The sequence below is a fragment of the Rubrivivax gelatinosus genome (assembly GCF_016583785.1).
Taxonomy (GTDB): Bacteria; Pseudomonadota; Gammaproteobacteria; order Burkholderiales; family Burkholderiaceae_C; genus Rubrivivax; species Rubrivivax gelatinosus_B.
Map to the genome: position 1 here is coordinate 1 of NZ_NRRU01000127.1, position 12,835 is coordinate 12,835.

A 12,835-nucleotide genomic window follows, 5' to 3' on the forward strand; every position below is an offset into this window, starting at 1 on the left:
CTTCCACCCGGCGCTGATCGTCACCGAGCGTGGCGCCGGCTACCGCTTCGACACGCCCGTCGAGACCCTGGTCTGACATCAGTCCGGCGCCGACGACGGGGTGCTGCTGGACCTGCTGCTGGCGGTGGGATCGGGCGGCCTCTTCGCCTGGCTGCTGATGCGGCTGTGGCGCCAGCCGCCGGCGCCGGACTGATGTCAGACCAGGGTCTCGACGGGCGTGTCGAAGCGGTAGCCGGCGCCACGCTCGGTGACGATCAGCGCCGGGTGGAAGGGGTCGGCCTCGAGCTTGCGGCGCAGGCGCAGCACCTGCACGTCGACCGTGCGGTCGTAGACCTCGGCGCCGTTCAGGCGCGACAGGCCGAGCAGCTGGTCGCGGCTCAGCACCCGCTGCGGCGCGCCGCAGAACGCGACCAGCAGGTTGAACTCGTGGTTGCTGAGTTCGGTCTGCGTGCCGTCGGGCGCCAGCAGCCGGCGCGTGCGCAGGTTCAGCTCCCAGCCGGCGAAGCGGAAGGCGCGGCGCCGCTCCTCGCGCGCCGGCGCCTCGGCCGCAGCCTGCGCCGCCAGCGCACTGCGGCGCAGCTGGGCGCGGATGCGCGCCAGCAGTTCGCGCGGGCTGAAGGGCTTGGTGACGTAGTCGTCGGCGCCCAGCTCCAGCCCCATCACGCGATCGGCCTCCTCGGCCTTGCCGGTCAGCAGCACGATGGGCACGGCGGCGCGCTCGCGCAGGCGGCGCACCAGCTGCATGCCGTCCTCGCCGGGCAGGCGCAGGTCGAGCACGACCAGGTCGATCGCCTGGCTGTCGAAGACCGCCATCATCCGCGCGCCGCTCTCGACCGCGGTCACGCGCAGCTCGTTGGCGCCCAGGTACTCCTGCAGCAGCTCGCGGATGGCGGGGTCGTCGTCGACGGCCAGCACATGCGGCAGGGGCAGCGGCGAACCGGGAACGTCGACAGGCATGACAGACTTGCGTGGTGCAACAACCGGCTGCCACTGTAGCGCCTCCGCCCGCGGGCTCGCCGGGGCTGGCCGGCGCCTGGGGCGCGCTGGCGCGCAGCCGCTCGGTGCGCCTGCTGCTGGCGATCGAGCTGGTGGTGGTGCTGGCGGTCGTCGGCCAGCTCTGGTCGACGCGCCGGCAGGTGCTCGAAGCCGAGCAGCGCGACATCGGCGCGCTCGCCGGCGCGATGGCGGCCCAGGCCGACGCCACGCTGGAAGCCGCCGCCGCGGCACTGGGCACGACACGCGACGAACTCGCGCGCGGCCTGCTGCAGCCCGGCGCGCCTGGCGCCGACGCGCTGCTGCGCGCGCACATCGCCGGGCTGCCGCAGTTCCTCGCGCTCGGCGTCGCCGACGCCGACGGCCGGCCGGTCGCCTCGTCGCGCGGCACCCACGGGGCGCGCGCGCCGCTCGCCGGACGCGACTTCTTCGTCGCCGCGCGCGACGGCACACCCGGCGCGCTGCACCTGAGCCTGCCCTACGTCGCGCGCGCCGAGGACCCGGCCGCCGTCAGCGTCGCGATGGACTGGCGCGACGCCGACGGCCGGTTCCGCGGCGTGGTGATGCTCGAAGCCGACCCCGACTTCCTGGACCGCGCCTTCACGACGCTGTCGCCGTCGGCCGACACGCGCATGGCGATCTACCGGCGCGACCTCGGGCTGGTCGCCGACGGCCCGGGCGACAACACCCGGGCCTGGGCGCAGGACGACGCCGCGCACGGCCTGTGGAACGACCCGCAGCGTGGCCAGGCACGCGAGGTCCGCCTGCCCGGCGGCGAAGTGCGGCTGGTGTCGGCACGGGCACTGGCGCGTGCGCCGCTGCTGCTGGTGGTGTCGCGCAACCGCGCTGCGGCGCTCGCACCGTGGACTCGCCAGGCCTGGCTGGTGGGCGGCTTTGCCGGCTCGGCGCTGCTGGTGACGCTGCTGATGGGGCTGCGCAACGCGCGCGAGCAGGCGCGGCGCATCGCCTCGGAAGCCGCGCTGGCGGCCGGGCAGGCGCGCATGCTGCGCGCCTTCCAGGCGGCGCAGGAAGGCGCCTGGGAGTGGAACCCGGCGACCGGCCAGGCTTATCTGTCGCCGCGCATGAAGGAGCTGCTGGGCCTGGCGCGCGACGCCGAGATCGGCGACGAAACGGGCGCGACGGCGCTGCTGCATCCCGACGACATCGAACCGCTGCGCAGCGCCTTCCTGGACCACGTGCAGGGGCTTTCAGGCCCGTTCGACCGCGTCTTTCGTGTCCGGACCCCGGACGGCGGCTGGCGCCACGTGCGCACGCGCGGGCTGTCGACGACCGGCCCCGACGGCCCGATGCTGAGCGGCACGGCGACCGACGTCAGCGAGGAACTGCGTGCGCGCGAGGAGCGCCAGCGGCTGGAGGAGCAGCTGGGGCGCGCGCGCCGCATGGAAGCGCTGGGCGCACTCGCCGGCGGCGTGGCGCACGACTTCAACAACATCCTGGCCGCGGTGATCGGCTACGGCGAACTGGCCCGCGACGGCGCGGCGCCGGGCTCGGCGGCGCAGTGTCAGCTCGACCAGGTGCTGCTGGCGGGGCAGCGCGGCAAGGCGCTGGTCGAGCGCATCCTGGCCTTCAGCCGCGGCGCGCCGCGTGCCCACCAGCCGCTGCGGCTGCAGCCGCTGGTCGACGAGGTGCTGAAGCTGCTGGCCTCGTCGCTGCCGGCCGGCACGACGCTGGCGAGCCGGCTGCAAGCCCCCGACGCGGTGGTGCGCGGCGACGCCACCGCGGTCTTCGAGGCGGTGATGAACCTTTGCACCAACGGCCTGCAGGCGATGCCGCAGGGCGGCACGCTGAGCGTCGAGCTGAGCCGGGTCGAACTCGCGCACGAGCGCCAGTTGTTCGAAGGCCGGCTCGCGCCCGGCGCCTACGCCTGCCTGGTCGTCCAGGACCAGGGCACCGGCATCGCCGAGCAGGTGCTGCCGCACCTGTTCGAGCCCTTCTTCACCACCCGCAGCGCCGACGCGACCGGCGGCACGCACCGCGGCACCGGCCTCGGGCTGGCGGTGGTGCACGGTGTCGTCGTCGACCTGGGCGGTGCGATCGACCTGCAAACGCGCTGCGGCGAAGGCACACGCTTCGAGCTCTACCTGCCCTGGTCCGACGAGGCCGTGGCCGAAGACCCGGCCGGCGCCCACGCGGGCGTGGTGCCGCTGGGCGACGGCGAGGCGCTGCTCGTCGTCGACGACGAGCCGGCGCTCGTCGAGCTGGCCACGGAACTGCTGGCGGGGCTGGGTTACGAGCCCTTCGGCGTCGACTCCAGCGCCGAGGCGCTGCGCCGCTTCCAGGCCGAACCCGAACGCTTCGCGCTGCTGCTGACCGACGAGGTCATGCCCGGGCTGAGCGGCACCGCGCTGGCCGAGGCCGTGCACACGATCCGGCCGGAGCTGCCGGTGGTGCTGGTCAGCGGCTGGGGCGGCCCGCAGTTCGAGCAGCGGGCGGCGCGGGCCGGCATCAGCGTGACGCTGGCCAAGCCGCTGACGCGCGACGAGCTGGCGCAGGCGGTGGCACGCGCGCTGCGCGGCTGAACACAGCCGGGTTGCAGCCCGGGCTACAGCCGTAACGCGGGCGCCGCGGGCCGCAATCGCCGGGTGCGGGCCGGCTCGCACAGTGTGGTCAACGCATCGATTTCCGGTGCGGGTAACCGAAGAAGGTATCCACCATGTCCACTCGTTTCGCCAAGCCCCTCGTCGCCCTGAGCCTGCTCGCGGGCATCGCCGGTGCCGCGAACGCCGAAGGCCTGTACGTCGGCGGCGCCCTGAGCGCGCCGAACTACAGCAGCCAGATCAACGGCTTCGGCGGCGGCGACGGCGGTTCCGGCCCCGGCCTGAAGCTCTACGGCGGCTACAAGCTGTCGCCCAACCTCGCGCTCGAGAGCGGCTACTTCAACCTCGGCCGTTCGCACGCCGACGGCACCGGCGGCACCGCCAAGGCGCAGGGCATCTTCCTGGACGGCGTCGCCAGCTACGAGTTCGCGCCGAAGTGGTCGGTGCTGGGCAGCCTGGGCGTCGCCCAGGCGCACCTGAAGACCTCCGACGGCAGCGACGACAGCTCGGCGCTGAAGGTCGGCGCCGGCCTGCAGTACGACCTGAACAAGACGACCGCGCTGCGTGTCGGCTACGAGCGCTACCGCTTCACGAACGCGTTCGATGCCAAGCCCTACGTCGGCCAGACGACCTTTGGCGCGAACTTCGCGTTCTGAGGCACCCCGGCGGGCCTGGCGCCGGAATCGGCGCCACAAACAAGCAGAAGGCCCCGAGAGGGGCCGCATCAGCTGCGCGGCTGCTGATCCGTGGCTGCATGGCGCAAAAGCAGTGGGCCGCGCGTCGGCGCTGCGGTGCGGCGTCAGCCCGGGTGCGGCTCGCCGTGTGTTCGTTGCCGCACGGACCCGACGGCACCCGTCGCGTAAGTTCAATCTCAGAGGCGTTGACGAAGGGCCTTCAAAGACACCCGCCGTCACGCACACGCGAAACCCTCGGCGCGGCTCGCTTGCGCGACGCGTAGATGAGTCGAACGACTGCCCTGCTATCGGAGCGCATCGATGCACAGTCAAGAACGCGACAGCATTGCGAGCTTTCTGGATGGCGGCGTGTCGACCGGCGCGTCTTCCGAAGAGATCGCGACGCGGGTCGTGACGACCCTGCAGGATGTCGAACGGGCACTGGTTCCGATCATCGGCCAACGGGGAATGGTGGCGCTTTACAAGCGCAGCTTGCATCTGTCCAGAGCGCTGTACCCGTGGCTGCCGCAATCGGCTGACGCTTCCGGGTTCGCAGTCGATTTTGCTGCGCTGACTGGTTCTCTGGAGAACCGAACTCCCGCGGAAGTCGCCGCCGCCGGGGCCCAGTTGTTGACTCGCTTGCGGCATCTGCTGGCCACCCTGATCGGCGAATCGCTCACCGAGCGACTGCTTCTCCCCGTCTGGCCAACTCCTATCAGCGGTCGGTCCGTCGGGGACACCAAGCCATGAAGACCAAAGTAGTCATCAAGCGCCTAAGCACCGGGGTGCCGGGCCTGGACGAGATTCTGGGCGGTGGGTTGCCGGAGTTTTCGTTCAACCTGATCGCGGGGCCGCCCGGGTGTGGCAAGACGACGCTGGCCCATCAGATCATGTTTTCATTGGCGACACCTGAGCGGCCAGCCATCTATTTCACGGTCCTGGGCGAGCCGCCGCTGAAGATGTTGCGCTACCAGCAGCAGTTCGATTTCTTCAACTCCGATGCTCTCGGTCGCTCGGTTCGTTTCGTCAACCTGTCCGATGACGCCATGTCCGGTGACCTGGACCGGGTGCTCAAACGTATCGTCGACGAAGTGACAGCGCATGGCCCGGCGATCGTCGTCGTCGACTCGTTCCGCTCCGTCGCGCTCGCCAGCGAAGGCGACGGCAAGCCGAGCAACAGCCTGCAGCAGTTCGTCCAGCAACTGGGCATGTTGATGACGAGTTGGGAAGCCACCACATTCCTGGTCGGCGAGTGCTTCACCCAGGCCGATGCCAATCCGGTCTTCACCGTTTGCGACGGCTTGATCTCGCTGCAGCAGAGCGTGCAGCGCAACTCGATGGTCCGGAAGCTGGAGATTCTGAAGTGCCGGGGCCAGCCGACGCGGCCCGGCCTGCACACATTTCGCATCGGCGGCTCCGGCATCGAGGTCTTCCCGCCGCCCAGCGTGGCGCATCTGAGCAGCACCAGCGAACGGGCAGCCCTATCGGACTCCCGCGCGCTGATGGGTGTTGCCGGGCTCGATGACATGCTTGGCGGCGGACTGCCGAGGGGCTATTCGTTGCTCGTCGCCGGCCCGTCGGGATCGGGCAAGAGCATATTGGCCGCGGCCTTCCTCGCCGAGGGCGCAAGAGGCGGCGAGACCAGTGTCATCGCAGCCTTCGAGCAGCATCCGAATCGCTCGCGCAGCCGCATCGTCGCCGAACTCATCGCGAGCGGAAAGGTGGGCCTGGTCGAGAGCCGCGTCGCCGATCTGTCGATCGACGAGGTCGTCTACCTGTTGATGCGCGAAATTCGCCGGCTGGGTGCGACGCGAGTCGTCATCGATTCGCTATCGGGTTTCGAACTCGCTCTGGCGCCGACCTTCCGCGAGGACTTCCGAGAATCCCTTTCGAACCTCGTCACGTCGCTCGCCGGGGTCGGCGTGACCGTGCTGATGACATCGGAACTCGAGGATCGCTACACCGACCTTCGTTTCAGCCCCTACGGCACCGCATTCATGACCGACGCGATCATCGTTCAGCGGTACATCGAGGTCGACAGTCGCCTGCGGCGCGTGATGGCGGTCGTCAAGGTTCGAGCCAGTGCACATTCCGATCAGTTGCGCGAGTTCAGCATCGACTCCGACGGCATCCAGATCGGCCGCACGATCATCGACCAGGAAGGCCTGCTCGGCGGCCGGCCCACACGCAAACCCGCTGAACAGGCGCCCGTGACGGGTCCGGTGAAGCCCGATGGTTGATCTCCGCCAGCGCGCGACCTCGGCATGAGCGATGCATCGGACCGGCCGGCCAGTACGGCATCCGAGGGAGACGCCCGCCTCTCGAAGCTGAATCGGCAAGTGGCTGCGATGCGTGCGGTGCTGGTGGGACTGCTCCAGGAAGTGGTCGTGACCGAGGCACGACTGGATCGTGCTCAGGCGAACCTTCTGCAGGAAGCCAACGAGCAGCTGATCGTCAGCGCATTGGATGCGCAGCTGGAGGCGGAATCGGCCCACGGGGCGCTCGACGAGGCGGCTCGAGCGGCCGGGCTGGATGCACTCACCGGATTGCCCAATCGGGCCGTCCTGCTCGACCATCTGGAACTGGCCGTCTCCATGGCAAAACGCCATGCCAGACGTGTCGCCGTCCTGTTCCTGGACGTGGACTCATTCAAGCAGATCAACGACACCCTGGGCCATGCGGCGGGAGACGAGGCGCTGAAGTTGGTCGCCAACTGCTTGTCCTCGGTGGTACGCGAGAACGATACCGTCAGCCGACAGGGTGGTGACGAGTTCGTGGTGCTGCTGGCGGAAGTCAAGAATGCCGGAGATGCCCAAGCCGTCGCGGCGAAGGTGAACGCTGCCTTGGCTCGCTGCAGCCGGTTGGAAAACCGGCAGTTGCCGCTCAAGGTGAGCATCGGCATCAGCGTCTATCCGGAAAACGGCGAGGACGCCAGGGCATTGCTCGCGTTCGCCGACGCGGCCATGTACGCAGAAAAGCGGAACTGCAGGGAAGAAGCGGCACTTCCTCGCGACGCATCAGGGGAGCTTAGGGCGCAGACCGTCGACCGTTCCCCGTCGCGCCAGCACCCCGGCGCCCGGCACACGACCCTGGTCGAGCAGGAGGCGCGCCACCAGGAACTTCGCGATGCCAACGAAAACCTGATTCTGGCTGCGCTGGGCGCTCAGGAACTGCTGGCGGCAGCGCGGGAAGCCCGGCGCAGGCAGTCGGAGCTTCTGGTCATGGTCGCGAACGAACTGAGCGACCCGTTTGCGCCGATTCGCCTGGCAGCGTCGTCGCTGGGCATTGCTGGCGCCGAGGCGGCACTGCTGCCGCGCGTCCAGCGCATCGTCGAGGAACAGGCGCAACGACTGGAGCGCATGGTCAGGGAGTTGCTCGAGCAGCAAGACCGCGACCTCATGTGAACTCGTGGTCGTGCGAGAGGCCCTGGCTTTGCAAGGAGCATCCGGTGCGCTTGCGATGCCGGTCGAGGAACAGCAGCCCCAAGCCGTGTCCCGAACGGCGAGCGCGGGTCAGTGCCTGCGTGGCCTGGTCCTCGAAGGCCCGGCGGGTGTACAGACCCGTGAGCGCGTCGGTCGAGGCGGCCGCGGCGAGCTGGCGCTCGTGGTCGCGCCTAAGGGTTGCGTCGCGCATGAAGGCGGCGCCGCAGCGCCCGCTGTGCAGCTCGTGCTGCAGCACGAAGTCGGAGCGTCCGAAGCACGCGGCTCACGGTCCGAGCGTCAGCACCGCCTCGTGCAACTGGCCATCGTCGACCAAGGGCAGCGAGATGCCCGGCAGGGGCTGCCCGTCGAGCGCCAGGCCCTGCTGGCTGCCGCGCGTCACGGCGATCCGGTAGCGCGTCTCGTGGCGCCGGTAGTCGAGCGTGAAGCCGGGCCAGGACGCCGGGATGCACGGGCGCAGGTCCAGATGCGCGCCGCGCTCGTCCACCTGCAGCGTCAGCCCGAGAATCGACTCGACGATGAGCCGGTACATCCAGCCGGCCGACCCGGTGTACCAGGTCCACCCGCCACGGCCGCCGTGCGGCGCGATGCTGTAGACGTCGGCGGCCATGACATAGGGCTCGACCTTGTAGACGCCGACCTGCTCGGCGTCGCCGCCGTGGTGCAGCGGGTTGATGAGCTCGACGATCGCCCAGGCACGCTCGGCCTCGCCGAGTGCGGCCCAGGCCATCGCGACCCAGATCGCGCCGTGCGTGTACTGGCCACCGTTCTCGCGCACGCCCGGCAGGTAGCCGGCGATGTAGCCCGGGTTGGGCCCGCGCCGGTCGAAGGGCGGCTCCAGCAGCTGCACGATGCCGGTGTCGGCGTGCACCAGGTGCGTCTGCACGGCGTCCATCGCCTGGCGTGCACGCGCCGGCGTGGCGACGCCCGACAGCACTGCCCAGCTCTGCGAGATCGAGTCGATCCGGCACTCGACGGCGTCGTGCGTCCCGAGCGGCGTGCCGTCGTCGAAATAGGCGCGCCGGTACCAGCCGCCGTCCCAGCCGGCGTCCTCCAGCCGCACCGCGAGCGCGTCGCGTTCGGCCTCGCAGCGCGCGGCGAAGGCGGTGTCGCCGCAGCGCCGCGCCAGCGGGGCGAAGGCGCGCAGCACCTCGCAGAGGAAGAAGCCGAGCCAGACGCTCTCGCCCCGGCCGTGTTCGCCGACGCGGTTCATGCCGTCGTTCCAGTCGCCGGCACCCATCAGCGGCAGCCCGTGCTCCCCGAACGACAGCCCGTGTTCGACGGCGCGGCGCGCGTGCTCGTAGACGCTGGCGGTGCCCGCCGCACGCCCCGGGAGGTCGTAACGCGATTCGTCCGGCGGCAGCACCGGCGGCGCGTCGAGGAAACCGACCTCCTCTTCCAGCACGCCGCTGTCGTGCGTCGCGCCGACGTAGCGGGCCAGCGCCAGCGGCAGCCAGAGGTAGTCGTCCGAGATCCGCGTGCGCACGCCGCGGCCGGCTGGCGGGTGCCACCAGTGCTGAACGTCGCCCTCGGCGAACTGGCGGCCGGCGCAGCGCAGCAGCTGCTCGCGCAGCAGTTCAGGCCGCGCGTGCACCGTCGCCATCGCGTCCTGCAGCTGGTCGCGGAAGCCGAAGGCGCCGCCGGACTGGTAGTAGCCGCTGCGCGCCCACAGCCGGCACGCGACCGTCTGGTACATCAGCCAGCCGTTGGCCAGCAGGTCCAGCGTCGGTGACGGCGTGTGCAACTGCACCGCGCCGAGCAGCTCGTTCCAGTGCGCACGCACCGCGTCGAACACCGCGGCAGCGCGGGCATTGCCGCGGTTGGCCAGCACCAGCCGGTCGGCCTCGTCGGTGCTGCGGCCCATGCCGAGCCGGAACACGACCTCCCGCACCTGCCCCGGCGCCAGCTCCACGATGACCTGGATCGCGCCGCAGGGATCGAGACCCGCGCCGCTGCGGCCCGACAGCGTCGTCCGGCGCAGGGCCGCCGGGCGCCGCAGCGAATGGTTGCGGCCGATGAACTCGGCCCGGTCGCCGGTGACCGAGCCGCCGACACGCTCGGCCGGGTCGACGTCGAGAAAACCGACCCAGTCGCCGAAGTCGTTGCCGTAGCGGTTGCGTGCGTACAGCGCGCCGTGTTCGGCCGAGACCTCGGTCGCGACGTGCGGCGCGGTCTTCTCGCGCTGGTCGCCCAGCACCCATTCGACGTAGCCGGTGACCGACAGCCGGCGCGTGCGGTTGCCCTCGTTGCGCAGCACGATGCGCGAGAACTTGAGCGCGTCGTCCGGCGCGACGAAGACCGTCAGCGTGCTGTGCACACCGGCCCGCCGGTGCTCGAACGCGCTGTAGCCGAAGCCGTGGCGCGCGCGGTACGGCGGCGCGTCGGGGGCCTCACCGCCGATGGCCGGCGCCGGCTCGGACAGCGGCGACCAGACCTGCCCGCTCTCCTCGTCGCGCAGGTAGAACGCCTCGCCCGACGGGTCCGTGACCGGGTCGTTGTGCCACGGCGTCAGCCGCAGCTCATGGGCGTTCTCGCACCAGGTGTAGGCGCCGCCGGCCTCCGAGACGACGGTGCCGAAGCGCGGGTTGGCGATGACGTTGACCCACGGCGCCGGTGGCCGGCGCTGGCCGCAGGTGACGACGACGTACTCGCGGCCGTCGGGCGAAAAACCGCCGCTGCCGTTGAACTGCACGAGCCCGGCACAGGCCTCGACCAGTTCGGCCGCCACCGTCGCCGCCGACGGCCGGTCGACCGGCCGCGTCGCCGCCAGCGGCGGCGGGAAGTGCGCGCGGGTGCGCGGCGCCACCAGCTGCTGCTCGAGCGAGCCGCGGCGGTCGCTGATCACCGCGCGTGCGACCGCCTGCAGCAGCACGCGGTCCTCGACGGCGATCTGCTCGGCATGGCGCACGAAGATGCCGCCCGGGCGCTCGACGATGTGCGACTCGATGCTGCTGGCGATCAGGCTGACGATCTGATCGTGCAGCTGCTGGCGGTAGACGTCGCGCTCCTCGTTCCAGACGACGAGGTCGACCGCCAGCCCCTTCAGCCGCCACCAGGCGTGCGCCTGGATGAGGCGGCGCACCAGGTCCAGGTTCGCCGCGTCGCCGATCTGCAGCAGCACGATCGGCAGGTCGCCGGAGATCGCGTAGCCCCAGAGCCCCGCCTGGCCGCGCCGGTTCTGCAGCAGCGTGGCGCCCCCGGGCCGCCAGGTCGGCTGCGAGAACACCACCGCGTTGGCCAGCCGGGCATAGGTCTGCGCCGAGGCCTCGCTGGTGTTGATCTGGCGCAGCAGCACCTGGCTGTGGGTCCAGGCCAGCTCGAAGGCGCGGTCGGCCAGCCGCCGGTCCGCCGCCTTCAGTGCCAGTGCGACGCAGGCCTCGCGGCTGTCTGCGGCGCCGTAGACGATGTCGACGACCACGGTCTGGCCCGGCTCCAGCGTGACGACGCGGCGCGTCGCGACGACCGGGTCGAGCACCGCACCGGCAGTGCCCGACAGCGGCCCGCTCGCCTGCAGCGCAGCCGGCGCCTGCAAGCTGCGGCCGCGGCCGATGAAACGCGCGCGGTCGGTTTCGTGCGACACCTCGCCGGCCTGGGTGCCGTGCACCGTCACGAGGTGGAACATCGACGGCGGCCGTTCCTCGGCCGAGCGCGGCCGACGCGTGCAGACGATCGCCGGCGGGTGCTCGAGCAACTCGGTCTGCACGAAGAGCTTGCCGAAGGCCGGGTGCGCGGCATCGGCCGCAGGCGGCGCCAGCACGACCTCGCTGTAGGTCGTCAGCTCGATCGAGCGACGGCTGCGGCTGCGGTTGGTCAGGCGCATCCGGCGCAGCTCGAAGTCGTCCTCCGGCGAGACGACGACCTCGGTATAGACGTCTATGCCCTGGTCGCGGCGCCGGAACTCGGCGCGGCCCTCGGTGAAGACGGCCTCAAAGCGCTCAGGGGTCCAGCGTGTCGGCTGCGGCGTCGCCGACCAGACGATGCCGGTCTCGGTGTCGCGCAGGTAGCAGAAGCTGCCCCAGGCGTCGGCCGTGCCGTCCTCGCGCCAGCGCGTCAGCGCGGTGCCGTTCCAGCGGCTGTAGCCGCTGCCGGCGTGGGTCAGCATCACGTGGTAGCGGCCGTTGGACAGCAGCTGCACCTCGGGGTGCGGCGTCTGCACCGTCGTGAAGACGCGTGCCGGCAGCTGCCCCTCGGGCTCGCCGGCGCGCGCCTGCGGTGGCTCGGCCACCGGCGGCACCGTCGGCCCGGTGCGCGGCACGCGTTCCTGCAGCAGCAGCAGCGTCGCCTGCAGCGACGGGTCGGATTCGAAGCGCCGCTGCATCGGCTGGTCCAGCAGCACGTACGCCAGCGCCAGCAGCGACATCCCCTGGTGGTGCGCCATGTACGAGCGAACGATCGCACGGCGCTCGCCCGGCGGCAGCCGCGACGGCGTGTAGTCGACCGCCTCGTGCAGCCCGAAGGCGCCGGCCAGCCCCTCGGCGGCCAGCCGGCGGATGTTCTGCAGCGCCGCACGCGGCTCGACCATCACCGCCATCACGCTCGCGTACGGCGCGACGACGAGGTCGGCATCCAGCCCGCGACGCAGCCCGAGCCCGGGGACGCCGAACGCGCGGTACTGGTAGTTCAGCTGCGCGTCGGTGGTGTTGTAGCCCGACTCGGAGATGCCCCAGGGCACGCCGCGCAGGCGGCCGTGGCGGATCTGGCGCTCGACCGCACCCCGCATCGTCTGGCCGAGCAGCGTCTCGTCGTAGTTCGGCATCACGAGCATCGGCATCAGGTACTCGAACATCGAGCCGCTCCACGACAGCAGCACGCTGCGCCCGCCCAGCGTCGAGACCTGGCGCCCGAGCGCAAACCAGGCGCGCTGCGGCAGCTCGCCGGCGGCGATCGCGACGAAGGTGCCCAGGCGCGCCTCCGACGCCAGCAGGTCGTAGTGGCCGACGTCGCGCCGCCGGTCGTCGACGTTGAAGCCGATCGTCAGCAGATCGCGCTCCTCGTCGTAGAGAAAGCGGAAGTCCATCGCCGCCATCGACTCGGCGCGTCGCGCCAGCTGCTGTGCGGCGGTGCGGCGCAAGGCCATCGCCGCCAGGTCCCATCCCGCGCCGCTGCCCAGGGTGGCCAGGGTGTCGACCTCGGCCAGTGCCGCGGCGCACTGGCGCTGCAGCGCCCGCGC

At 71.3% G+C, this 12,835-nt stretch carries 8 protein-coding genes; 5 read left to right on the forward strand and 3 right to left on the reverse strand.

Translation table 11 applies throughout. The features are described from left to right. Window positions 1-195 precede the first annotated feature (195 nt). Window positions 196-957: a response regulator gene (locus CKO43_RS22630; protein ID WP_200380055.1), complete on the reverse strand. Its 762-nt coding sequence runs from the start codon at window positions 955-957 to the stop codon at window positions 196-198. A gap of 14 nt (window positions 958-971) precedes the next feature. Between CKO43_RS22630 and CKO43_RS22635 the strand changes: the two genes are divergently transcribed. The 5 genes from CKO43_RS22635 (at window position 972) to CKO43_RS22655 (ending at window position 7,629) form a co-directional block, all read left to right on the forward strand. Further along, window positions 972-3,533: an ATP-binding protein gene (locus tag CKO43_RS22635; RefSeq protein ID WP_200380056.1), complete on the forward strand. Its 2,562-nt coding sequence runs from the start codon at window positions 972-974 to the stop codon at window positions 3,531-3,533. A gap of 134 nt (window positions 3,534-3,667) precedes the next feature. After that, complete coding sequence (locus CKO43_RS22640) at window positions 3,668-4,207, forward strand: outer membrane beta-barrel protein (RefSeq protein WP_200380057.1); 540 nt, start codon at window positions 3,668-3,670, stop codon at window positions 4,205-4,207. Between the two features lie 339 nt (window positions 4,208-4,546). Beyond that, complete coding sequence (locus CKO43_RS22645) at window positions 4,547-4,975, forward strand: hypothetical protein (RefSeq protein ID WP_200380058.1); 429 nt, start codon at window positions 4,547-4,549, stop codon at window positions 4,973-4,975. Then, window positions 4,972-6,465: an ATPase domain-containing protein gene (locus tag CKO43_RS22650; RefSeq protein ID WP_200380059.1), complete on the forward strand. Its 1,494-nt coding sequence runs from the start codon at window positions 4,972-4,974 to the stop codon at window positions 6,463-6,465. Before CKO43_RS22645 ends, CKO43_RS22650 begins: the two co-directional genes overlap by 4 nt. Window positions 6,466-6,489: 24 nt before the next feature. After that, window positions 6,490-7,629: a GGDEF domain-containing protein gene (locus tag CKO43_RS22655; protein WP_200380060.1), complete on the forward strand. Its 1,140-nt coding sequence runs from the start codon at window positions 6,490-6,492 to the stop codon at window positions 7,627-7,629. Here CKO43_RS22655 and CKO43_RS22660 read toward each other — a convergent pair. Beyond that, window positions 7,622-7,903 (reverse strand): GGDEF domain-containing protein, encoded by a 282-nt coding sequence (locus CKO43_RS22660; RefSeq protein WP_346728375.1) that lies wholly within the window; start codon window positions 7,901-7,903, stop codon window positions 7,622-7,624. The genes CKO43_RS22655 and CKO43_RS22660 overlap by 8 nt on opposite strands. A gap of 27 nt (window positions 7,904-7,930) precedes the next feature. Beyond that, window positions 7,931-12,835 (reverse strand): GH36-type glycosyl hydrolase domain-containing protein (locus tag CKO43_RS22665; protein WP_276570319.1); only part of this gene is annotated, 4,905 nt, incomplete at its 5' end.

Excerpts from the sequence above, each read along its gene's own strand:
- CKO43_RS22630 (WP_200380055.1), bottom strand. The coding sequence starts at position 957 with ATGCCTGTCGACGTTCCCGGTTCGCCGCTGCCCCTGCCGCATGTGCTG.
- CKO43_RS22640 (WP_200380057.1), top strand. The coding sequence starts at position 3,668 with ATGTCCACTCGTTTCGCCAAGCCCCTCGTCGCCCTGAGCCTGCTCGCG.
- CKO43_RS22645 (WP_200380058.1), top strand. The coding sequence starts at position 4,547 with ATGCACAGTCAAGAACGCGACAGCATTGCGAGCTTTCTGGATGGCGGC.
- CKO43_RS22650 (WP_200380059.1), top strand. The coding sequence starts at position 4,972 with ATGAAGACCAAAGTAGTCATCAAGCGCCTAAGCACCGGGGTGCCGGGC.
- CKO43_RS22655 (WP_200380060.1), top strand. The coding sequence starts at position 6,490 with ATGAGCGATGCATCGGACCGGCCGGCCAGTACGGCATCCGAGGGAGAC.